This is a genomic window from Mesorhizobium sp. M0292 (assembly GCF_040321695.1).
Classification (GTDB): Bacteria; Pseudomonadota; Alphaproteobacteria; order Rhizobiales; family Rhizobiaceae; genus Mesorhizobium.
This window is the reverse complement of sequence record NZ_JAMYSB010000001.1, coordinates 383,344-407,108: the sequence shown is the minus strand read 5'-3', so window position 1 is coordinate 407,108 and position 23,765 is coordinate 383,344. Positions and strand designations below refer to the sequence as shown.

General features: G+C 63.3%; 17 protein-coding genes. 6 read left to right on the top strand and 11 right to left on the bottom strand.

Features of this window, described 5'->3' with window-relative positions:
* Positions 1-8 precede the first annotated feature (8 nt).
* The 3 genes from NKI96_RS02035 to NKI96_RS02025 all read right to left on the bottom strand — a co-directional run bounded on the left by NKI96_RS02035 (position 9) and on the right by NKI96_RS02025 (position 1,961).
* On the bottom strand, positions 9-1,040 hold the full coding sequence (locus tag NKI96_RS02035) for an NAD(P)/FAD-dependent oxidoreductase (RefSeq protein ID WP_023748746.1): 1,032 nt from the start codon (positions 1,038-1,040) through the stop codon (positions 9-11).
* 104 nt (positions 1,041-1,144) lie between these two features.
* Entirely contained in the window at positions 1,145-1,465 is a 321-nt protein-coding gene (locus tag NKI96_RS02030; protein ID WP_023673507.1) for a 2Fe-2S iron-sulfur cluster-binding protein, read from the bottom strand.
* A 157-nt stretch (positions 1,466-1,622) separates the two neighbouring features.
* Complete coding sequence (locus NKI96_RS02025; protein ID WP_023688665.1) at positions 1,623-1,961, bottom strand: Hpt domain-containing protein; 339 nt, start codon at positions 1,959-1,961, stop codon at positions 1,623-1,625.
* 313 nt (positions 1,962-2,274) lie between these two features.
* On the opposite strand from NKI96_RS02025, the gene NKI96_RS02020 reads away from it, so the two are divergent.
* Together NKI96_RS02020 and NKI96_RS02015 are read left to right on the top strand one after the other, a co-directional pair.
* A complete protein-coding gene (locus tag NKI96_RS02020; protein WP_352802724.1) occupies positions 2,275-8,484 on the top strand; it encodes an apolipoprotein A-IV repeat region-like domain-containing protein in 6,210 nt (2,069 codons plus the stop codon).
* A 6-nt stretch (positions 8,485-8,490) separates the two neighbouring features.
* Complete coding sequence (locus NKI96_RS02015) at positions 8,491-9,243, top strand: RNA ligase family protein (RefSeq protein WP_023816580.1); 753 nt, start codon at positions 8,491-8,493, stop codon at positions 9,241-9,243.
* A 34-nt stretch (positions 9,244-9,277) separates the two neighbouring features.
* Here NKI96_RS02015 and NKI96_RS02010 read toward each other — a convergent pair whose 3' ends face one another.
* Genes NKI96_RS02010 through NKI96_RS01995 form a run of 4 tightly spaced genes read right to left on the bottom strand, consistent with a single transcriptional unit; the run spans position 9,278 to position 13,352 of the window.
* Complete coding sequence (locus tag NKI96_RS02010; RefSeq protein ID WP_502881984.1) at positions 9,278-9,919, bottom strand: ABC-type transport auxiliary lipoprotein family protein; 642 nt, start codon at positions 9,917-9,919, stop codon at positions 9,278-9,280.
* Positions 9,920-9,956: 37 nt separating this feature from the next.
* Positions 9,957-11,330 (bottom strand): MlaD family protein, encoded by a 1,374-nt coding sequence (locus NKI96_RS02005; protein WP_023690141.1) that lies wholly within the window; start codon positions 11,328-11,330, stop codon positions 9,957-9,959.
* Positions 11,331-11,344: 14 nt separating this feature from the next.
* On the bottom strand, positions 11,345-12,163 hold the full coding sequence (locus NKI96_RS02000) for an ABC transporter ATP-binding protein (protein ID WP_023726892.1): 819 nt from the start codon (positions 12,161-12,163) through the stop codon (positions 11,345-11,347).
* A 1-nt stretch (position 12,164) separates the two neighbouring features.
* On the bottom strand, positions 12,165-13,352 hold the full coding sequence (locus NKI96_RS01995) for an MlaE family ABC transporter permease (protein ID WP_023708615.1): 1,188 nt from the start codon (positions 13,350-13,352) through the stop codon (positions 12,165-12,167).
* Positions 13,353-13,429: 77 nt separating this feature from the next.
* Here NKI96_RS01995 and dgcA point away from each other — a divergent pair, with 77 nt between their 5' ends.
* Complete coding sequence (gene dgcA, locus NKI96_RS01990) at positions 13,430-14,413, top strand: N-acetyl-D-Glu racemase DgcA (protein ID WP_023690143.1); 984 nt, start codon at positions 13,430-13,432, stop codon at positions 14,411-14,413.
* Here dgcA and NKI96_RS01985 read toward each other — a convergent pair.
* A complete protein-coding gene (locus NKI96_RS01985) occupies positions 14,384-15,598 on the bottom strand; it encodes an MFS transporter (RefSeq protein WP_023726894.1) in 1,215 nt (404 codons plus the stop codon). The two genes, dgcA and NKI96_RS01985, sit on opposite strands and share 30 nt — an antisense overlap.
* A 103-nt stretch (positions 15,599-15,701) precedes the next feature.
* The gene (locus tag NKI96_RS01980; RefSeq protein WP_352802719.1) at positions 15,702-16,517 is read right to left on the bottom strand and encodes a UDP-2,3-diacylglucosamine diphosphatase; all 816 of its coding nucleotides are present in this window, start codon (positions 16,515-16,517) and stop codon (positions 15,702-15,704) included.
* Between the two features lie 120 nt (positions 16,518-16,637).
* On the opposite strand from NKI96_RS01980, the gene NKI96_RS01975 reads away from it, so the two are divergent.
* Entirely contained in the window at positions 16,638-17,417 is a 780-nt protein-coding gene (locus tag NKI96_RS01975) for an SDR family oxidoreductase (protein WP_023699356.1), read from the top strand.
* A 159-nt stretch (positions 17,418-17,576) separates the two neighbouring features.
* A complete protein-coding gene (locus NKI96_RS01970; protein WP_023694169.1) occupies positions 17,577-19,901 on the top strand; it encodes an NADP-dependent malic enzyme in 2,325 nt (774 codons plus the stop codon).
* A 5-nt stretch (positions 19,902-19,906) separates the two neighbouring features.
* Here NKI96_RS01970 and NKI96_RS01965 read toward each other — a convergent pair whose 3' ends face one another.
* Entirely contained in the window at positions 19,907-20,527 is a 621-nt protein-coding gene (locus NKI96_RS01965) for a DUF1287 domain-containing protein (protein WP_352802717.1), read from the bottom strand.
* A 202-nt stretch (positions 20,528-20,729) separates the two neighbouring features.
* On the opposite strand from NKI96_RS01965, the gene NKI96_RS01960 reads away from it, so the two are divergent.
* A complete protein-coding gene (locus NKI96_RS01960; protein ID WP_352802714.1) occupies positions 20,730-21,926 on the top strand; it encodes a DUF2865 domain-containing protein in 1,197 nt (398 codons plus the stop codon).
* Here the strand turns inward: NKI96_RS01960 and gltX are convergent.
* Positions 21,844-23,217 (bottom strand): glutamate--tRNA ligase, encoded by a 1,374-nt coding sequence (gene gltX / locus NKI96_RS01955; RefSeq protein WP_352802711.1) that lies wholly within the window; start codon positions 23,215-23,217, stop codon positions 21,844-21,846. The two genes, NKI96_RS01960 and gltX, sit on opposite strands and share 83 nt — an antisense overlap.
* Positions 23,218-23,765: the final 548 nt, after the last annotated feature.

The window sequence follows — 23,765 nt, the reverse complement described above, 5'->3', positions numbered from 1 at the left end:
TGTAGGACCTACTCCACGACGCCGAGCTTCTTCTGCAGGCTGGTCGACGACGTCGTGTACTGGAAGACGATGCGCTCACCGGGGCTGATGATGCGCTTGGCGGCCTGCGCCATCAGCGCCACCTCGTGAAAACCCGACAGGATCAGCTTCAGCTTGCCTGGGTACCAGTTGATGTCGCCGACGGCAAAGATGCCTGGCACCGAAGTCTGGAATTTCTCGGTATCGACCGGGATGAGGTTCTCATGAAGGTTGAGCCCCCATTCGGCGATCGGGCCGAGCTTCATGGTCAGGCCGAAGAACGGCAGCATGCGCGTGCACGGCACCTCGATGTCGCCGTCAGGCCCGCCCTTGATGGTAGCAGAGGCCAGCTCGCCGTCGGCGCCGGTCAGGCCGCTCACCTGGCCGACCCGGAACTCCAGCTGCTTCATCTCCTGCATGGCATACATCTTGTTGACGCTGTCGGGCGCCGCCCTGAATTCCGCGCGCCGGTGGACCAGTGTCACGCTTTTTGCCACCGGCTGCAGGTTCAGCGTCCAGTCGAGTGCGGAATCGCCGCCACCGACGATGACGAGGTCGTGGCCGCGGAATTCCTCCATACGGCGCACCGAATAGAAGACGCTCCTGCCCTCATAGGCCTCGATGCCGGGAATGGGCGGCCGCTTGGGCTGGAACGAGCCGCCACCGGCGGCGATCACCACCACCTTGGCTTCGAACACCTCGTTCTCGTCGGTGGTGACCCGAAATGAGCCGTCGTCCAGCTTTTCCAGGCTGGAGACCATGCGGTTGAAGGTAAAATCCGGCTTGAACGGTTGAATTTGCTCGAGCAGTTTGTCGACCAGCCCTTGCGCCGAGATCGAGGGCCAGCCTGGAATGTCGTAGATCGGCTTTTCCGGATAGAGTTCGGCGCATTGGCCGCCGGGCCGGTCGAGGATATCGATCAGATGGCACTTCATGTCGAAGAGGCCGAGTTCGAACACGGCGAACAGGCCGACCGGCCCCGCCCCGACAATGAGTGCGTCCGTCTTGATTATATCGGTCATGCCAGGCGAGCCTCATTGTCAGACTGGGGCGAAACTGGCGCGAGACTGCATGAGCATTGGCCCGCTGCCAAGCGGCGGCGGGAAAAATCAGATGCTACGGGAGATCAACCCTGGCGAGCCGGCACGCGCACGACGAGGCCGTCAAGCGCGTCGCGCACCTTGATCTGGCAGGACAGGCGCGAGTTCGGCTGGACGTCATAGGCGAAGTCCAGCATGTCCTCTTCCATCGCCTCCGGCTCGCCGACCTCGGCCGTCCAGGCTTCGTCGACATAGACATGGCAGGTCGCGCAGGCGCAGGCGCCGCCGCATTCTGCCTCGATGCCCGGCACCGCGCTACGGATCGCATTCTCCATGACGGTCGAGCCGTTTTCGGCCTCGACATCGAAAGGAGTGCCGTCATGGGCAATGAAGGTCAGCTTGGTCATTTATCACCTGAAGGGAGTCCCAGCCGAGATAATCACTCCACCGGACAAGTCAACTGCGGCGCGAAAGCGCCGCTTTGTGACGTTTTTTCGGAAAGCTGGCCAAAGCACGCCCTGGCCCCGTCGATTCATCCCGGTGGCCGCTGCCGAGCGGCAGCCATTACCGGCTGATGGCGGCGATGAAATCGCGCACTTCCTCGATCAGGGTGCCGAGGCGCTTGAGGATGCGCGCATCTTCCGGCTGCTGTTCGATCGAGGTGGCGCAGTCGGCGATGGCAAAGGCGCCGACCCCGCGCGCCGAACCTTTCAGCCCATGCGCCAGTAGCAGTCGCTCCCTGACATCGGCATCGACTATTCTGTCGCGGACGGAAAGCGCCTGCTGTACGAACAGCGCCAATACCTCCTGTTCGAGGGCGCGATCGCCCATAGTCTGACGGGCCAGATGGGCCAGATCCACTGGGCGCGAACGGGCCGGTCCCGACGCATCGCCGCCCGGCATTGAGAAGGCAATGCCGCTTTCACCGCGTACCAATTTGAAACTCCTTGTGTTGATCGCCGAAAAAACTAGGCGATTTCCGTCGCCAACGCGTTAATGAATGGGCTGGAAAATTGTTGCCGTTGAGGCGGTTAGATCACGTTGTCGTTAACCTTATATTTAAAGTTTTACGTATCTCGCGGAATGCATGTTTTCTTTACCCCTGTGTGTCATTACGATACGAAGGTCCATTTTCAGCCTCCTGCGTGGGATAAGACGAGCCAGAATCAGGCAAAAATAAGAAGTCCCTCGGCAGCTAGTACAGGGTAGCGAAGGCATGGCGAAGAAACCAACGACGACCAGAACTCTCGACAGCGACGTAGCCAGGGAACTCGAAAAGGCACTAGACCTCGATCTCAGCGGAGACGGCAGCGGCGATCTCGATATCGCGGCGTCGATGGAAGATCTGGAAGCGCAGATATCGCAGGCCGCGGACGAACTGGCGCGCGAAGGCCGCCCCCAGAAGCCCGCCCCCGCTCAAAACGCGCCCGTCCAACAAAACCAGAGTGCGAAGCCGGCAGCCAAGCCCGCCGAGCTGCGCCCGGTCGAATCGCGCAACAGCGCGCAGCCAGCCGGCTTCAAGCCGGCAAACGATGACCGCCAGAAAGATTACAAGACGCTGCTGCACAGCCTCAACCGGCGCGCGTCTAGCACGATCTATTGGGTCGTGGCGTTCGTGTCGCTGGCCTGGATCGCCGGCGCCGGCGGCCTCGCCAATCTGCTGTTTGGCCCCAGCATCTGGAAAATTCGTACGTTCGATCAAATCCTGGCCCGCCCTGAACTGATCGGCCTAGCGATCGCGGCAATCATACCGGTCGTCCTGTTTTGGGCCTTCGCGGCGATGATCCGCCGCGCGCAGGAAATGCGCATTGCCGCGCAATCGATGACGGAGGTGGCTTTCCGCTTGGCGGAGCCGGAAAACCTCGCCCAAGACCGCGTGATGATGATCGGCCAGGCCGTTCGCCGTGAAGTGGCGGCGATGGGCGAAGGCATCGAGCGCACGCTGGCGCGCGCCGTCGAGCTCGAAACTCTGGTCCACAGCGAGGTCAACCAGATCGAACGCTCCTATTCGGAGAATGAATCGCGCATCCGGTCGCTGGTCGACGGGCTGGGCAGCGAGCGCGAAGCCGTCGTCACTCATGCCGAGCGCGTGCGCGCCTCGATCACCGGCGCGCATGAAACGCTGAAGGACGAGATCGGCGCCGCCTCCGACATTATTCGCGACTCTATCCTCAACGCGTCGACCAAGCTGTCGATGACGATCACCAATTCCGGCGACACGCTGATCGACCGCATCAATGAAAGCTCGATGTCGATCTTCGATTCGGTCGAAACCCGGCTGGATTCGATCACCGACAGGCTGTCGACATCGGGCGAAGCCTTTGCTTCGCTGCTCGACACCCGCATCGCCAAGCTGACGGACACCACAGACGGCCTGACCCGGTCGCTGACCGACCTGCTCGACGACCGCACCACCGGTATGGTGTCGCTGCTCGGCGGCGCCGCCCGCACCCTGAGCTCGGAATTCGAGTCCAGCCTGAACGGCATCGAGCGGACGCTGGCCGAGCGCGGCCAGGCGCTGATCAGCGAATTCCAGACCCGCGCCGAAGCACTCGATACCGGCACGCAGAAGCTCAACGCCGCGCTCGAGGCGCGCGCCCGCCAGATCAACGAAACGCTGGTCGAGCGCGCCCGCGAGATCGCCCACACCTTTGCCGAGAGCAAGGATCATTTGTCGGCGATGATCGATCAGGGCAAGACCCAGATCGGCGCCGACATGGCCGACATCGTCTCGTCGACCTCGTCGATGCTCGAAGCCCGCGCCAGCGATTTCGCCGGCCGCATGGAAGCCGCCCGCCATGTCGTGTCGCGCTCCTTCGACACCGACATCCAGCGTCTTGCCGATGCCCGTGTCGGCATCGAGGACGCCGTCGAAAACCACAGCCGCAAGCTGTCCGAAAGCCGCGAACGCATGGCGGCTGCCATGCAGGCGGACCTGGCGAAGTTCGCCGAGGGCCGTGCCGGCATCGATGCGGCCGTAACCAACCAGGTGCAGAAGCTGGCCGAAGGCCGCAACCTGATCTCGCGCGCCCTGGAAGAGGATCTGCGCAAGGTCAACGAGTCGCGCGCCGCCATCGACGCGTCGCTGGGCAGCCATCTCGAGCGGCTTGAAGAAGGCCGCAACCGGCTCAACCAGGCTTTGCATGAAGACTCCGGAAAACTTGTGCAAGCCCGTACGATCATTGACGAAATGGTCGCCGGACATGTCGGTAAACTGGCCGAAGGCCGCAACATTCTGTCGCGCGCCCTGGAAGCCGATCTCGGCAAGCTCGCCGACAGCCGCGCCTCGATTGACGGGCTGGTCGCCGGCCAGGTTGAAAAGATCGCCGAAGGCCGCGCCATCCTGACCAAGGCGCTCGAAAACGACATTATCGGCATCAAGGGCGTGATCGAGAACCACTCGGCGAAACTGGCCGAGGACCGCACCGAACTCAGCAAGGCGCTGGAGAACGACCTGTCCGGCATCAGGGGCCTGCTCTCCGACCATTCGAGCCGGCTTGCCGACGATCGTGGCCTGTTGTCACAGACGCTCGAGGCCGACCTCGCCAAGCTCGCCGAGAGCCGGTCGAGCATCGACGGGCTGGTCGCCGGCCAGGTCGAGAAGCTGGCCGAGGGGCGCGATATCCTCAAGCGCGCGCTCGAAGCCGACCTCAACACCATCAAGGGTGCTATCGCGGGTCATTCCGACAAGGTGGCGGAAGAGCGCGGTCAGCTTTCCAAGGCACTGGAGGCCGATCTGCAGAATGTGAACAGCCTGATCGCCGACCACTCGAACCGGCTTGTTCAGGATCGTTCGACGCTATCCCAGGCGCTTAAGGATGACCTTCAGAATGTGAACAGCCTGATCACCGACCACTCGAGCCGGCTTGTCCAGGATCGTTCGACGCTATCCCAGGCGCTTCAGGACGATTTGCACAATGTCAGCGGCATCATGGCCGATCATCAAAACAGGCTCGTCCAGGACCGTTCGGCGCTCTCAAAGGCACTGGAAGACGACATCGCCAAGCTGGCGGAGAGCCGCTCCAACATCGATGGGCTGGTCGCCGGACAGGTCGAGAAGCTCGCCGAGGGCCGAGACATCCTCACACGGGCGCTCGAAGCCGATCTCAATGCGATCAGGAGCGCCATTGCCGACCAGTCGCAGAAGCTGAGCGAAAACCGTGGCGAGTTCGCACGGGTGCTGGAAGCGGATTTGGAAAATGTCAACAGCCTGATCGAGGGTCACAGCGACAAGCTCGTCCGGGATCGCGCGACGCTGTCGAAGGCTCTCGAGGACGACCTCGCCAAGCTGGCCGAGAGCCGGTCGAGCATCGACGGACTGGTCGCAGGCCAGGTCGAGAAGCTGGCCGAGGGCCGAGACATCCTGAAACGTGCGCTGGAAGCCGACCTGCAGAAGCTGTCGGCAAGCCGCGGTGAGGTCGACGACATCATCGCCGGCCATGTCGGCAAGTTGGCCGAAGGCCGCAACATGTTGACCCAGGCGCTGGAAGACGATCTGGCAAAGCTCGCCGACATACGCAAGGACGTCGACCGCTCTCTGTCGGGCCATATCGACCAGATTGCCGGCAGAAGCACCGATATCTCGGCGGCAATCGCTGCCGATGTCGAGAAAATCGAGCAGGCCTTCAGCAAGCAGACCGGCATCATCGAAGAGCGCGCCGGAACCATGGAGCGCGCGTTGTCGGTGGGTGTCGACAATGTCCGCAGCGTGCTTGAAAAGAGCGCCGTCTTCGTTGCCGGCGCGCTCCGTGAGAAGGTGATGGAAGTCACCAGCGCGCTGCACGAACAGGCCGGTGCTGCCTTCAGTGATGCCGACCGCAAGATCGCCGAGCGTGCCGAGCAGACCTCGGCCGCCCTTTTGGCCCGGGCCGAGGACATCGCCCGGACCTTCGAGGACGCGGATCGCCGTCTGCACGCCCGTGCCGAGGACACATCGAGCGCCCTGCTTGCTCGCGCCGAGGATACGACGAATGCCTTGCTTGCTCGCGCCGAAGACACGACGAGCGTGCTGCTTGCCCGGCATGACGAGACGTCGAACTCGCTGCTCGCCCGCGCCGAAGAAACGGCCGGACGGCTGGCTGCCCGCGCCGGCGAGATCGCCGGCACGTTCGACGCCGCCGACCAGAAGCTGGTCGCCCGCGCGGTCGAGACGGCGCAGTCGCTGGCCGACCGCGCCGGCGACATCCTGCGTAACTTCGAGGGTGCCGACCAGCGGCTGAGCATGCGCATCGGCGAATCCGCCGAAGCGCTGGCCGCCCGCGCCTCGGACCTTGGCCGCATCTTCGACGCCGCCGACCAACAGCTGATCTCGCGCATCGCCGAGGGTTCGGACGCGCTGTCAGCCCGCGCCACCGAGATCAGCCGCATCTTCGACGAGGCCGATCACCGCCTGGTGTCGCGCATCGCCGACTCCACTTCGACGATCGGCGAGCATGCCGACAACATCGTCGGCGCCTTCGCCAGCACCGAGCAGCGTGTTGCCGAACGTGCACGCCAGACCGGCCAGGAACTTGCCGTCCACGCCCGCGAGATGGAGCAGGCTCTTGCCGGCGCCGATGAGCGGCTGGCCGCGAGCGTTGCGTCCGCAGCTTCGCGCGTCGAGGAACAGGTCGCCAACGTCGAGAACCGCCTTCTTTATACGACGGAGACGATGGGCCAGAAGCTCAACGAGCAGGTTTCCAGCGCAGAAGCTCAGCTGATCTCGCGCGCCAACACGATTGCGGAGACTTTTACCGCGGTCGGCCAGCACATCGGCCAAAGCACCAACGACGCTGCCAAGACAATCGGCACCAATACCCGCGAGCTCAACACGATGCTGGCGGCGCGTTCGGCCGAGATGGCGAAGATCCTGGACGAAACCGCGCGGCCGCTGGTCGAGCGCTTCGCCCAGGGCGGCTCGGAACTGCAAAAGAGCATGGAAGAGGTCACCGAACGCGCGACCGAGAAGCTGCGCAGCGAAAATGCCGCCCTCGTCAACGCGCTCGCCAGCCGCACCGCCGAAACGCTGTCGGCCGTCGAAGGCGCGCGCTCGTCGCTCGCCGATAGCGTCGCCGACCTCATCGGCCGCATGAGCGTCTCCAGCTCGCAGCTTGGTGAGCTGATCGAACAGGCGGCGATCAATCTCGGCCAGGTTGACGAACGTCTGAGCGGCAGCACGCAAAGCTTCGCGGCAACCACCGAAAAGGCCGCGCAGACCTTCGCCAGCTCGGCACGCCTGGTCGATTCGAACACGACGCGGCTTACCGAACTGTCGTCGTCGACCCTGCGCGAAGTGGCCTCGATCGCCACCAAGTTCGACGAGCACAGCCGCTTGCTGTCCTCGGCTTCGGATCTGTTGAGCTCGGCGCAGAGCAATCTGGAGCACACGCTTGAGCGGCAATCGTCGCTCGAAGATCTCGCCGTCGGCCTGGTCAAGAAGTCGGAAGACCTCGAGAAGGTGATGCGTTCGTTCGAAAACCTTGTCGGCCAGACGATGCAGAATGCCGAAGGCAAGACGCTGGCATCAGCCGACAAGATCCGCATCGCCATAACGGAAGTGGTCGATTCGGCAACCAGCCGGTTCGCCGATGCGACCGAGGAGATGCGGCGCACCGCAAGCTCGATCAAGAGCGAGCTCGACCTCACCCGCGCCGAGCTCAAGAAGGGCGTCATCGAGATGCCGGAAGAGGCCAAGGAATCGACCTCGGCGATCCGCCGTGCCGTTGCCGAGCAGATCAACGCGCTCAAGGAACTTTCGGACATCGTTGCGAAATCGGGACGCGGCGGCGACAATGCCGAACCGCGCGCCCTGCGCCCGGCGCCGCAGGCGCCAGTGCAGCGCCCGGCCGAGCCGGTACGCCGCCCGCCGCCGGCGCCACAGCCGGAGCGCCCTGCTCCGCAGGCGCCGCTCGGCGGCCTGCGTGGCACGCTCGATATCGAACGCCCTGCCGAAGCACCGCGCCAGCGCGACGCCAACGCCCGCACGCCGCAAGGCGGGTGGGTGCGCGATCTCCTGACCGGGGCATCGCGCGAGGAGGAAGTCGCCAGGCCGGCAGCGCCCGCGGAAGCACCGCGCGCAACTCCCGCCCAGCGCTCGCCGCTGCATGTCATGGAGTCGCTCAACTCGCTCTCGGTCGATATCGCCCGGGCGATCGACCACGACGCCTCTATCGAGCTGTGGAACCGCTACCGGCGCGGCGAGCGTGACGTGTTCACGCGCCGCCTCTACACGCTCAAGGGCCAGCAAACCTTCGATGAAATCCGCCGCAAATATCAGGCAGAGGCGGAGTTCCGCGCCGCTGTCGACCGCTACTGCGACGATTTCGAGAAGCTGCTCAAGGACGTCTCGCGCAACGACCGCGACAACATCATGGCGCAGACCTACCTGACGTCGGACACCGGCAAGGTCTACACCATGCTGGCCCATGCGAGCGGCCGTTTGCACTAGCTACGATTGCTGCATCAAAATGAAAAAGGCGGGAAATTTCCCGCCTTTTTCGTTTGTCATGGATCGAACAATGACGAGCGCAAAGAACTCAGGCTGCCCTTGCTGGCGCGATGGGCTGCAAGCTATGCCTCCAGCATGAGGAAATACGGTCGCACCTTTCATCTGCCGATATCGGTCGGAGCCACCAGCGACGACAAGGTCATGGCGTCGCTTGAAGGACTAAGGGTGGCTGATCTTGTGGTCACCGAGAAGATGGATGGAGAGAACACAACCCTTCATCGCGATGGCTCTCACGCGCGCAGTCCCGATAGCCGTTATCATCCATCCCGAGACTGGCTGAAGGCATTTGCAGCAAATGTTTCACCGCAACTTGCTGACGATGAACGGATTGTCGGCGAGAACCTCTATGCCCGACATTCGGTTGCGTATGATGCGCTGCCGTCATTTTTTCTTGGCTTTGCATGGATCATCGGGGCCGAAATTCAACCGTGGGATTTGACCCTGGCCCGGTTTGAGGAACTGGGCATCACTCCTGTTCCCACGCTCTATCGTGGGCCTTTCAGCCCCAACCTCTTCGATAATCTGGCTGCGTCCCTGGATAAGGCCAAGCAAGAAGGCTTTGTGGCTAGGGTTGCCGAAGCATTTGCTGAGGCAGACATGCCCATTCGCATGGGCAAATATGTACGGGCAGGACATGTCCAGAGTGAAACCCACTGGATGAAGGCAGAACTGATCACCAACCGTCTGCCAGGCGGCTAAGGTTCCTGGGTCTCAAGCGCCTCGCCGGGTTCGCTCAGATCACCGAATCCGTCCAGCCCACAATATCCTTCGCCGCCTCGCCGAAGGCGCTGTCGAGCGCGCTGACATAGGCCGGATTGCCGCTGCCCGAGACGGGAGCGGATGCGGTGAAGCTCTTCGAGGCGCGCACCTCGCCGTTGCGGTCGTTCAGGATGCGCACGAAGAGATTGACCTCGGCATGCTCGCCACCATTGACGCGGACTTCGAAGGAGCGGATCTCGACGATCACCTGGTAGTCGATCGCCAGCCCCTCGCCCGGCTTGCCGACGCCGGCAAAGCTTCCGGAGCGCTGGAAGGTTTCGGCGAGCCTCGCCTGCACGATCAGCGGCAGCCGGTCGGCCCATTGCGCGCCCTTGAGATACTGGATCGAGCGATCTGACGGCTTGATGACGATGTTCTGGCTGTCCAGCGCCTTGAGCGCGGATGGCTGGGCGATCAGGATCTGGCGGCGGCTGTGGCCATGGGCGTCGATCGACGGGGCGGACAGCTCGAACGTATCGAGCGGCGCCGGCTTGCCTCCCAATGCCGCGCAACCAGCCAGCGTCAGGCCAAGCAAAACGGCCGCCGATCTATACCCACCCAACCCGAACGTCACGCGTGATCCCCACTGTCCCCGGATCGTATGATGAATCCGCATCCGCGGTCCATGTAATTGCTGCGGGCGGGCACGGAAGTCAACGCCGTGCCCTGCCATCGAACTGCCGGACCTCGCCGTCGCCGCCCGACAGGATGCGCTGCGGGTTGCGGCTGAGATCGGTCACCGCCTCTTCGATGCGACTGATCGAACGCCGGCTGTCCTGGACCAGCGCCTCGACATTCGACAGGCCCTGGCCCGAGAAGCGCGCGATGTTGTCGGTGATCGTGCCAAGCCGGGCGTTCAGCGTGTCGGCGACCTGCTTGAACGACTTCAGCGTGTCCCTGGCATCGGCCATGACGCCGTCGGCCTGGCCCGAACCGAGCAGCGTATCGACCCTTTTCAGGATGCCGTCGACGCGCACCGAGGCATCGTTGAGGCGCGACGCAAGCTGTTTGGCGTCCTTGATCGTCTCGTCGATGTCGTCGGCCCGGTCGGCGAACTTGTCGGTCACCTTGGCGATGTCGGCGGCGGCCTTGTTGGCATTTTCGCTGGCCTTCTGAATGTTGGCGAGCGCCACGCGCACCTGCGCCGGATCGATGCCGTCGAGCACATTGTCGACCTTTGCCAGCGTGCCTTGCGTGCGCGTGGCGAAATCGTTGACCGAGCCGACCGCGGTATCGACGTTCTTGATCACTCCGTCGAGCTGTCCGCTGGTCTCCTTCAGATTGGCGGTGACGGCGTCCACATTGGCGACGATGCTCTTGATCTTGTCCTTGTCGACGGCATTGAGCAGGCCTTCGGCAGCCTTCAGCGTGCCGTCGAGCTTGCCGGAAACACCCTTCAGCTCATCCGACAGCGCGCTGACGGCGGTCAGGAACTTGTCGATGCCGTCGGCATTCCTGGCCAGCGCATCGGAAAATGTCTGGGCGTTCTTGACGGTCTGGGTCAGCGGCCCGCGCACATCCCTGGTGAAACCTTCTAGGTCGGAAAGCACCTTGTCGGCGCGGGTGAAGATGTTCTGCGCCGTCTGCAGCAGGTTGGTGACCGCTGACGGATTGGCGATGATCTCGGCCGTCCTGCCTTCCTTTGCCGCCTCTTCCAGCAGGTTCGGTTCCTTGGGATCGGCGCCCTTCAATTCGATGTTGACCTGGCCGGCAAGGCTGGCGATGCCGATATCGGCCTGCGTCGATTTGGTGAGCGGCGTTGTCTGGTCGATCTCGGTCGTAGCAATGGCGGCATTGGGGTCATTGCGGTCGAAATAGACGCGCTTGACCACCCCGACCTTGACGCCGTTGAACAGCACCAGACTGCCGGGGCCGAGGCCGGAGGCCGAACCCTGAATGCGCACGCGCAGCTCCGCCGTCTCGCCGCGATCACCGATCTGGGCGGTCCAATAGACGAACCCGAACGCCGCCAGGATCGCAGCCAGGGTGAAAATGCCGACAATTACGTAGTTGGCTCTGGTTTCCATTGCCCCACTTATGTCTATGCGCGCGCGGCAAGATCAAGTTGCCGAGCGCGTTTTCCGCGGAAATAGGATTTGACCCACGGTTCTTCGCTTTTCAGCATGTCGTCGATCGTGCCTTCGACCAGGATTTTCTTGTTGCCGAGCACCGCCACGCGGTCGCAAGCGGTAAACAGCGTGTCGAGATCGTGCGTCACCATATAGACCGTCAGATCCATCGTATCGCGCAACTTCACCACCAATTCGTCGAATTCGGACGCGCTGATCGGGTCGAGGCCGGACGTCGGCTCGTCGAGGAAGACGATGTCGGGGTCGAGCGCCAGCGCCCGCGCCAGGGCGGCGCGCTTGATCATGCCGCCCGAAAGCTCCGAGGGAAATTTTTGCGCGGCGTCCGGCGGCAGGCCGACCAGTTCGATCTTGAGCAAGGCCAGCTCGTCCATCAGTTTCTTCGGCAGATCGAGATATTCGCGCATCGGCACCTGCACGTTTTCCTGCACGGTCAACGCCGAAAACAGGGCGCCGTGCTGGAAAAGCACGCCAAGCCGCATATCGATGCGCAACCGTTCGATGTCGCTGGCCTTTTCGAGGTCGAGGCCAAACAGCTTGATCGTGCCGGACTGCTTGTGCAGCAGGCCGAGAATCGTGCGCAGCAGCACCGATTTGCCGGCGCCCGAGGCGCCGACGAAACCGAGGATTTCGCCGCGCTTGATGTCGAGCGCCAGTTTGTCGAGGATCAGCTTGTCGTCCAGGGAAACGGTGATATCGCGCACCGACAGCACGATATCGTCTTCTTCCATTCCCTGCACAGCCTTGGTCGCCTTTGAGTTTCTGCGCATCATGTCAGAACTCGATCGACGCGTAGAAGATTGCGAAAAGGCCATCGAGGATGATGACGACGAAGATCGACTTCACCACCGAGGCGGTGACGTGCAGCCCCAGCGATTCGGCGCTGCCGCCGACCTTCATGCCTTCTACGGAAGCAATGGTGCCGATGATCATGGCCATGAACGGCGCCTTGATCAGCCCGGCGAAGATGGTGCTGATATCGATTGCCCCGCGCAGCCGGTCGATGAAGGCCGTCGGCGCAATACCGGAATAAAGCCAGGCGGCGAGGATGCCGCCGCCAAGGGCGGCAAAATTGGCGACGATGGTGAGACAGGGCAGCGCGATCACCAGCGCCACCAGGCGCGGAAACACCAGCACGCCGATCGGGTTGAGGCCGATGACCTTCAGCGCATCGACCTCCTCGCGCATCTTCATCGAGCCTATCTCGGCGGTGATGGCGCTGCCGGAACGGCCGGCGATCATGATGGCGGTCATCAGCACGCCGAGCTCGCGCAGGATCAGCACGCCGACCAGATCGACAACGAAAATGTTGGCGCCGAAATAGTTGAGCTGGTAGGCGCCCTGCTGGGCGACGATGGCGCCGACGATCGCCGACATCAGCACCACCACGGGGATGGCGCCGACCCCCATGCGATCGATCTGGTTGAAGATCGCCGCAGGGTTGATGGCATGGCCGCGCCCGAGCTTCATCTGGGCGCCGCCGATGGTGGCGCCAAGGATGTTCATCGAGGCGAGGAAATCGTCGCGCATCTCATAGATGCGGCGGCCGACCGCCTCCAGCCCGCGGAGGATGATGTTGGGGCGCCGGACGCCGCGCGATTCGGGCTCGCGCCGGACAGCTTCGCCAACGGCGCCGAGCAGGATCGAGGCGACATCGCTTTGCCCCTGCATCTTGATCTCGACACCCTTCTTTTCGAAGACACTGACCAGGCGATCGATCAGCCAGGCGCCGGCGGTGTCCATCTTCTCGATGTGGGAAAGATCCAAAGCGAGCGTCTGGAAGCCTTTGCGCTGCTCGATCTTGCGCATCTCGGCGTCGATCAGCGCCACTGTCGTCGTCGTCCAGATGCCGGAGAAAGCGCAGCCGAGGACGCCGCCCTCCTCGCCGACCGCAACGCGGGGCTGGTGGTCGGCCTCCTTGGCGGCGTTGCCGCTTGCGTCGCGTTTGCCGATGGTCAACATGGCGTCCTGTTTAGCCTGACGGGTCGTACCTGTCGATTTGCCGACGACGCGTTGTCGCATAGCCGGAGCAGAAAATTATGGCGCGTGTCATTTCGGTTGAGGCCGAGCGTTTTCCCATTGCCGGCACCTTCACCATCTCGCGCGGGTCGAAGACCGAAGCCGAAGTCATTACCTGCACGATCAGTGATGGGGACAATCGCGGATGGGGCGAATGCGTCCCCTACAAGCGCTATGGCGAGACCATGGAGGGGGTGCGCGACGCCATCGAGGCCATGCGCCGGCAGATAGAAGGCGGCATCAGCCGCAAGGAACTGCTCGATGCGATGCCGGCGGGTGCTGCCCGCAACGCCATCGATTGCGCCTTGTGGGACCTGGAGGCCAAGATCAGCGGCGTTGCGGTCGCGGACGCCATCCACGTTGTGCCCTTGTCGGCGCTGGAGACGGCCTACACGCTGTCGCTGGGCGAGCCGGAGGCAATGGCGGCGCAAGCCCGCGCCAATGCCGGGCGGCCGCTGCTCAAGGTCAAGATTGGCGGCGACAACGACATGGCCCGCATCCGCGCCGTGACCGAAGCGGCGCCCGACAGCCGCATCATCCTCGACGCCAATGAAGGCTGGATCGATGCCAACATCATCGAGAATCTCGCTTTCGCCGCCGAACATGGCATAGCCCTGATCGAACAGCCGCTTCCCGCCGGCCATGATGCCATCCTGCGCCACATCGCGCATCCGGTGCCGATCTGCGCAGACGAAAGCGTCCACGAGGCGAAGGACCTCGAAACGCTTGTCGGCCTCTATGACGCCGTCAACATCAAGCTCGACAAATCCGGCGGCCTGACCGCCGCCCTTACCCTTCGCAACCGCGCCCGGGAGCTGGGATTCGGCGTGATGGTCGGCTGCATGGTCGGCACGTCGCTGGCGATGGCGCCGGCAGTGCTTTTGGCGCAAGGCGCCGACTTCGTCGACCTCGACGGTCCGCTGCTGCTTGCCCGCGACCGCCAGCCCGGCCTCGTGTACCAGGGGTCGCTGGTGTCACCGCCTGACAGGATGCTGTGGGGCTGAACGCGCGGCGAGCCCGATCAGCGCCAGGCCGACGATGGCGATCGGGATCATCGCCAGGAAGCCGTCGACGCCGTAGCGCTCGTAAAGCGGGCCGGACGCCAGCGTCACCGCCGCCATGAAGAAGCCGTTGAAGAAATAGGCAATGCCTTGCGCCGCACCCGTGCGTTCTTCCGAAACCGTTTCGCCGATCATCTTCTGCAGGCCGATCAACACCATCGCCACCGACACCGAATGCAGGGTCTGGACGCCGAAGAAACCGGCAACGCCAAGCCCGAGTGGCCAGATCAACGGAAAGGCGATCCAGCGCACGATGGAGCCGACGCCGGCGATCAGCATCACCTTGACGACTGAGACGGAGGCAAAAATACGGTTGAAAAACACGAACATGCAGACCTCGGCCACCACGCCCCAGGCCCACAGCAGGCCAACGACGGAATCGCTGATGCCGACCGATTTCCAGTAGATTGAGACAAAGCCGTAGAGGAAGGCATGGCTGGCGGTGATGATGCCGACGCCGAGGGTGAAATACAGGAAATACGGATTGAGAAGGCTCGGCGCCTGATGCTGGATGTCGGCGGCCGAAAGCGGCGAAGCCCGGCGCGGGCGGCCAAGCCGCGGCGCCAGCAATCCGGCGACGAGCGCGGCAGACAATGCCGCAAAGATGATTACCGGCACGGCCTGCGGGCTCGTCCAGGCCAGGATAAAGCCGCCTGCGACGTTGGCGCAGAGATAGGAGATCGAGCCCCATTTGCGCATCGCGGTGTAGTTCGAGCCGAAGCGGCGCACGCCCGACAGCGCGAGCGAATCGGCGATCGGCGAATGCGGCGTCCACACCACCGTCAGCGCCAGCGATACGGCAAGCACCGCCGCATAGGTGGGAGTGAGGAAATAGCCGGCGGAAAGCACCATCGTCGCGGCCACCAGCGCAATATAGACATCGGCCCTGTCCTTCGCCCGGTCCGCCAGCGCGGTCAGCAGCGGCGTCGTCACCACGCGCAGGAACATCGGCGCCGCCAGGATGATGGCGATCTGCTCGGCGTGGAAACCCTGGGCATGCAGCCACAGCGGGAAATAAGGCACATGCGTTCCCAGCGACACGAATAATGTCGCGAAGATCAGACTCATGCGCAGTTCGAAATGGCGCGGTTTGACGAGTTGTTCGGGCGAGAGCGGCGGCAGCGACATGAATCGATCCAATTACGCTGCACAAGGGCTGCAACGCAGATCGATCCCTTAACATGCGCGAAAGCGGTCCGAAACTGCCTGGGCCAGTCGATTAACAGGAGGGTTATGCCGCTTCGACGACCCTGTCTTCGATCAGCAAGGGGATGAGCGGCTCGTCCGGTGCTTCGGGCAGCACCAGCGCCCAGTGGATGATCTCCATCTTGCCGTCGAAATGTTCGACCACCGCCGTGCAGCTCTCCACCCAGTCGCCAGTGTTGATGTACTGCACATCCTCATAAGTCTCGATCGCGGCGTGATGGATGTGGCCGCAGATGACGCCGTCGACATGCGAGCGGCGGGCCTCCTCGGTCAGCACGGTCTGGAACGAGCCGATGAAGTTGACCGCCTTCTTGACCTTGACCTTGGCCCAGGACGAGAACGACCAGTAGGGAAGCCCAAGCAGGTGGCGCAGCCTCGTCACCGCGCGGTTGACCAGCATCGCCGCGTCATAGGCGTAGTCGCCGAGATAGGCCAGCCAGCGTGCATTGTGGACGACGGTGTCGAACTGGTCGCCGTGGATGACCAGCAGGCGCCTGCCATCGGCGGTTTCGTGGATGGCGCGGTCGGCAACGACGATGCCGCCGAAATGCACGCCTTGGAACTGGCGCGCGAATTCGTCGTGATTGCCGGCGATATAGGTGATCGAGGTGCCCTTGCGCGCCTTGCGAAGCAGTTTCTGGACGACGTCATTGTGGCTCTGCGGCCAATGCCAGCTGCGCCGCAGACGCCAGCCGTCGACGATGTCTCCGACGAGATAGATGATATCGGCGTCGTGATACCGCAGGAAATCGATCAGGAACTCGGCCTTGGCCGCCTTCGATCCGAGATGCAGGTCGGATATGAACATGCTGCGGAAAGTGCGGGTTTCTGTACCGGACATCAGATCGTCACCGTTGCTTTCGCGCAGGCTATGCCCCGATTCATGCAACAACCGTATGACGGTTGCGATTGGGCCAGCCAAAGGGCTAGCGTGCCGCGCCATTCACAGGAGAAAATCGTCATGGATCTTGGCATCAAGGGCAAGAAAGCCATCGTCTGCGCATCGAGCAAAGGGCTGGGCCGCGGCTGCGCCATGGCGCTGGCCGAGGCCGGCTGCGATCTCGTCGTCAACGGCCGCAATGCCGAGCTGCTGGCAAAAACCGCAGCCGAACTGCGCGAACGCTACGGCGTGAAGGTGACCGAGATCGTCGGCGACGTCTCGAAACCCGACGTGCAGAACGCGCTCCTTGCCGCCTGCCCCGACCCGGATATCCTGGTCAACAACAATGGCGGCCCGCCCTTGCGCGATTTCCGCGAACTCGACCGCGCAAAGATCCTCGAAGGCGTGACGCAGAACATGGTGACGCCGATCGAACTGGTGCAGGCCGTCATCGACGGCATGGCCAAGCGCGGCTTCGGCCGCATCGTCAACATCACCTCGCTGTCGGTCTACGTCCCGATTCCCGGCCTCGATCTGTCGTCCGGCGCGCGCGCCGGCCTGACCTCGTTCCTGGCCGGCGTGGCGCGCACGGTGATCGACCGCAACGTCACCATCAACAGCCTGCTGCCGGGCAAGCTCGACACCGACCGGCTGCGCGGCCCGCATGAGGCCGGCACGATGGAAGACCCGGCAGCGGCCGCAGCGCGCAAGACCCGCATCAGCGCCGACGTTCCGGCCAAGCGGCTCGGCACGCCGGAAGAGTTCGGCCAGATCTGCGCCTTTCTGTGCTCGGTCCATGCCGGTTATCTCACCGGCCAGAACATCCCGGTCGATGGCGGCCTCTATGTCAGCGCGTTCTGAAGGGCTCAGTGCATCCTCAGCAGGATTTCCGCGCAACCGTTTGAAATAATTCGGTCTTTTCGGCCTCGGTTGTTTTAGCCGCCCTTGCGTTATTTGGCGTCGCGAAAAACCATTGTTGCGTGCTAAAAGGCTGCAAAGCAGGTTTGAGGGAGCGGCCGCATGGAAGGCGAGAACAAGAAAACGGCACGTTCGGACCTCGACGAAGCCGCCCTCTACTTCCACAAGCATCCAAGGCCGGGAAAGCTCGAGATTCAGGCAACCAAGCCGCTCGGCAACCAGCGCGATCTGGCGCTGGCCTATTCGCCGGGTGTTGCCGCGCCCTGCCTCGAAATCCGCGACAATCCGGCAACCGCGGCCGATTATACAGCGCGCGCCAATCTGGTCGGCGTCGTCTCCAACGGCTCGGCCGTGCTCGGGCTCGGCAATATCGGCCCGCTCGCCTCCAAGCCGGTGATGGAAGGCAAGGCGGTGCTGTTCAAGAAATTCGCCGGCATCGACGTCTTCGACATCGAGATCGACGCGCCGGGCATAGAGCGCATGGTCGAGACGATCTCGGCGCTGGAGCCGACTTTCGGCGGCATCAATCTCGAGGACATCAAGGCGCCCGAATGCTTCGAGGTCGAGGCGCAGTTGAAGGCCCGCATGGGCATTCCCGTCTTCCATGACGACCAGCATGGCACCGCCATCATCGTCGCCGCCGCCGTGCTCAACGGGCTGGAATTCGCCGGCAAGACCATTTCCGACATCAAGATCGTCACCTCAGGCGCCGGTGCGGCAGCGCTCGCCTGCCTCAACCTGTTGGTCTCGCTTGGCGCCAAGGTAGAGAATATTTGGGTCACCGACCGCTTCGGCGTCGCCTACAAGGGCCGCACCGACGAGATGGATCGCTGGAAAGACCCCTATGTGAAGGACACCGAGGCGCGCACGCTGGCCGATGTGATCCCTGGCGCCGACGTTTTTCTCGGCCTGTCGGCCGCCGGCGTGCTGAAGCCGGAATTGCTTGATCATATGGCGCCTAAGCCGTTGATCCTGGCGCTGGCCAATCCCAATCCCGAGATCATGCCGGAGGTCGCGCGCGCCGCTCGTCCCGACGCGATGATCTGCACCGGCCGTTCCGATTTCCCCAATCAGGTCAACAACGTGCTTTGTTTTCCTTACATTTTCCGCGGTGCTCTGGATTGCGGCGCCAGCGCCATCAACGAGGAGATGAAGATGGCCGCGGTCCGGGCGATCGCCGCGCTTGCCCGCGAGGAACCATCCGACGTCGCCGCCCGCGCCTATTCCGGCGAGACGCCGATCTTCGGACCCGACTTCCTTATCCCCTCGCCCTTCGATCCCCGCCTGATCCTGCGCATCGCGCCGGCGGTGGCCAAGGCTGCCTGCGACACCGGCGTCGCGACCCGGCCGATCACCGACTTCGCCGCCTATATCGACCAGCTCAACCGCTTCGTCTTCCGCTCCGGCCTAGTGATGAAGCCGGTGTTTTCCTCGGCCAAGGCGTCGACCGCCAAGCGCGTCATCTATGCCGACGGCGAGGACGAGCGCGTGCTGCGCGCAGCCCAGGTGGTGCTGGAGGAAGGCATTGCCGAGCCGATCCTGATCGGCCGCCCGCATGTCATCGAGGTCAGGCTGAAGCGCTACGGCCTGCGTATCAAGCCGGGCGTCGATTTCGGCCTGATCAACCCGGAAGACGATCCGCGCTACCGCCATTATGTCGACCTGTTGATCGAGCTTGCCGGCCGGCGCGGCGTGACGACGGAGGCCGCGCGCACCATGGTGCGCACCGACAATACGGTGATTGCGGCACTGGCGCTGAAGCGCGGCGATGCCGACGCCATGATCTGCGGCCTCGAGGGCCGTTTCGAGCGGCATCTGCGCAATGTGACGCTGGTCATCGGACCACGCGCGGGCGTCAAGGACCGCGACCTGTCGACGCTGTCGATGCTGATCTCGCAGCGCGGCATCATCTTCCTCACCGACACCCATGTCTCGGTCGACCCGACGGCCGAGGAAATCGCCGAAATGACCATATTGGCGGCGGAGGAAATCCAGCGCTTCGGCATCGAGCCGAAGGCAGCGCTGCTGTCGCATTCGGATTTCGGCTCGCGTGATTCTCCCAGCGCGCTGAAGATGCGGCAGGCAGCGGCGATCCTGGCGCGCGTTGCGCCCGACCTGCAATGCGACGGCGAGATGCATGCCGATTCAGCCCTGTCGGAGCATCTGCGCCAGCGCGTCTATCCGCATTCGCGGCTGAAGGGCGAAGCCAATCTCCTGGTGTTCCCCAACCTCGACTCCGCCAACATCACGCTGACCGCGCTGCGCACGATGATGGACGCGCTGCATGTCGGGCCGATCCTGCTTGGCACCGACAAGCCGGCGCATATTTTGACGCCGTCGGTGACCTCGCGCGGCGTCGTCAACATGACGGCGCTTGCGGTGGTCGAGGCGGCGCACAAGGCACAGGCGGTGGTTCATTTCAACTGACGCCGTCAGGCAGGCACGAAACGGTAATGCCCGGTCTGCGTGAAGGCAAACAGCGTGTCCTCCTCGCGGGCGCCCGCCCCGATATTGTGGATGACCAGCGCTCGTTCCGGCACGTCCGCCGAGCGTTCGGATGAGACGATGACGATGTGCGGCAGGTTGCCGGGCAGCATCTGGGTGACAAGATCGCCCGGCTGAAAGTCGGCAGGATCCTCGCTTACGGCCAAGGAAGCACCCTTGCGCCCGAAAAAGGCGGCAAGGTTGCCGACCCGTCGGTGATCGATGTTGCGGTCGGTCGCTTTCAGGCCCCAGGTCTTGGGATAGGCGGCGAAATTGGCGGCCATATCCTCATGCACCAGCTTCTGCAGGTCGAGATTGAAGGCGCGGCGATAGGCGCGCACGATGACATCCGTGCACACGCCACGATCCGGCGCGACGTCGCCGCCGGGATCGCCGAGGCGGACATAGGCCGGGTCGTAGAAGGTGGTGACGCCGATCTGCTCACGCGCGGCTTCGACCAATTTGCTGCGCCAGTCCGGAGCGGCTGGATTTTCCTGCGCCCGGGCGGCGGGCGCCGCCAGGCACAACAGACCGAACTGCAGCGCGGTTCGACGGGTAAGCGTGGTCATGCCCGGTCCCCGGGTTTTGCTGGATCGTGGGATAATTCCGGGGCGATTGCGCCTTTTTCATGCAGCGGTGAGATCGCACAGTTGCCGCTCTATCCAAACGCCTCCTGCAACGCGTCTATGGGCTAAGACCATCTTTGGTTGTAGATTGAGGGAACGGTTAACCGCGAATCCGGTAGACAGGCAGGCAAGCGGGGTTCGGGCAATGACGGGCGGACGATGGAGGCTGAAGCATCTGGCTGCGCTGCTCGGCGCGCTTGTGCTTTTGGCCGTCGCCACCACTGAACCGCAGGCCGCCTCCCGCGTTTGCCGTCAACTGGAAGCCGAGCTTGCTTCTTCATCGAATGGCGGCGGCAATTCCAGCATGGTGCGGAAGTATGACAAGGCCATCTCCCGCCAGTTCGAACAGCTATCAAAGGTGCGCGGTCGTGCGAGCGATGCGAATTGCGGGTTTTCGCTGTTTTCGCGCGATGTCAGCCAATGTGCTGCGCTGAACAGCAGCATCGATCGCATGAACGCCAATCTCGATGCGTTGCAAGCCAAGCGCGCGCAGCTTGCCGGCGGCGGCTCGCGGCGCGACCGCGGCCGCATCCTGGCCGCGCTCGACGCCAATGGCTGCCGCGACGAGCCCGCGCCGCGCCGGGAGCCGCTGCAGGAAGCCAGCCGCGAACCCGACGAGGGCAATCTGTTCGACCAGCTTTTCGGCGGCAACCGGCAGATCGACACGCTCGATCAGCCCGATGATCCCGGCGAGGAGCGCAATGTGCGCCGGGTGCTCAATCAGCCCGGCGTGCCGGATTTCCCGACGGTTGGCGGCGAGTTCCATACGAGCTGCGTGCGCACCTGCGACGGCTATTTCTTCCCGATGTCGAACTCGGCTTCGCTCGGCGATTTCGAGCGCGACCAGAAGAATTGCGAATCGAGCTGCCCCGGCACCGAAATGCAGGTGTTCTATTCGCGCGGCATGGAAGACGATTCGGCCAACATGACGTCGTCGGTGACCGGCAGGCCCTACAGCGAGTTGCCGACCGCCTATCTCTACAAACAGCCCAACATGTCGCGGCCGCTGGCTTGTGGCTGCAATGCGCAGGCCGGAAATTTCGAGATCATCGGCGGCAACCCGCCACCGCCCGACCAATCGCAGCCTGATACCGAGACAACGCCATTCATTCCGGTGCCGGCGGCCAAACCCGATCCGGGCGCGGATCCGGAGACGCTGGCCAATATGCAGGGCGGGCTCGACCGCGCCGCCATCAAGCGCCTTGCCGTCAAGCCGGTGGTGTCGCCGGTGTCGCTGATCCCGCCGGACCAGCGCAAGGTCAGGGTCGTCGGGCCAGCGTTCCTTCCCGACCCAGCAGCGGCAATAGATCTGCAAGCTCCGGCCCGGAAGCAAGTCCGGTAAGCGCCAGCCTGAGCGGCATGAACAGCGCCTTGCCCTTGCGGCCGCTGGCTTCCCTGATCCTGGCCGTCCAGTCCTTCCACACCGTTCCGGTCCACGGCTCTTCCGGCAACAGGTCGAAGGCCTGCTGCAGGAAGTCGCGATCCTCGTCGGAAAATTCCGGCGCCGGCTGCGGGCCGTCGGCAAGGATGCGCCACCAGCCGACCGCGTCGCTCAGCCGGTCGAGATTGCCGCGCACCGCCAGCCAGAACGGCTCGGCCTTGTCGCCGGAGATGCCGAGCACGATCAGCCGATCCCGCGCCTCGGAAAACGGCATGTGGTGCATGAGCGCACGATTGAGCACGAACAGCTCGTCCGGGTCGAATTTGGCCGCCGATTTCGACGTGGCGGCGGGATCGAAGCGCGCGGCCAGTGCCGGCATGTCATGCACCGCTGCGACATTTTCCGAGGTGCCGACAAGGACGGCCAGCGAAGCCACAGCCATCGGTTCGATGCCCTCCTCGCGCAGGCTTTCGATCGACAGCGCACCGCTGCGCTTCGACAGGCCCTCGCCCGAGGCCGTGGTCAAGAGATTGTGGTGGCCGAAGACAGGCGGCTCGGCGCCTAGCGCCTTGAACAACGCGATCTGCACGCCGGTGTTGGTGACGTGGTCGTCGCCGCGAATGACATGAGTGACCCCCATCTCGATGTCGTCGACGACCGAAGGCAGCGTGTAGAGATAAGTGCCGTCCTCGCGCTGCAGCACCGGATCGGACAGTGAGGCCAGATCGACGGTTTCCTCGCCGCGCACCAGATCGTTCCAGTGGATTTCGGTGCGCTCGGGCTGCAGCGGATCGCTGGTGAAGTTCGGCAGCAGGAAGCGCCAGTGCGGCCGGCGGCCATCGGAGCGGTATTCGGCGATCTGCTGCTGCGAAAGCGCCAGCGCCTCGCGGCCATAGACCGGCGGCAGGCCGCGCGTGCGGCGCACCTTGCGGCGCAGGTCGAGTTCTTCGGGGGTCTCGTAGCAGGGATAAACAACGCCGGCCCTTTGCAGCCGCTCCACTGCCGCGTCGTAAGTTTCGAAGCGCCGCGACTGGTATTCGGTGGCATCGGGGAAAATTCCCAGCCAGTGCAGGTCGTAGAGGATGGCGTCGGAAAATTCCTGCCTCGAGCGGGCAATGTCTGTGTCGTCGAAGCGCTGGATGAAACGGCCCTTGTTGTTCATGGCAAACAGCCAGTTGAACAAGGCGGTGCGGGCATTGCCGATATGAATGCGGCCGGTTGGTGAGGGGGCAAAACGGACGGTAACTGTCATGGGCGGGGCGTAACGGATGCTCTTGGAATTGACAAGACGCGCCCCCGCGCGACGCCAAAGACATAATGCACGCCAGCTAAAATGAAAAGGCTGTGAGCCAGAATCCGGCCGGGCCAGTCTCGGGTGAACCGCTCACCAACGGTCCACGCCGGCAGAATCGGGCTTTCCTCCGCCGCTTTTTGTCCCCGTTATCCACATATGTGACACACAAGATGTTGGGGTCACAAAAGCTACGCAAACGAATCCTTGACGACGCAAACCGAGTCGCCTTTTATGTGCCATGTGCTCTTGTTGAGGGCGCGACCGGAGAGTTTCGAGCCCGGTCATTTCCCCGGATTTTGTGCGTTTTGGCCATGATTTCCGCCTGTTTACGAGGCTGGCGGAAGCGTTGGATCGTGGGGGCTTCGGGAGCGAAAAGGGAGATTTGTCGGACTGGAATAAATTGTCTGTTAACACTATATTTAGTGTTTGCAGGCAGGTTCGACGCTAGATAGTGTGAATTTCCCTCCGTCGAGGGAATCGAGGAAAAATTCAGTTTTGAGGGACCC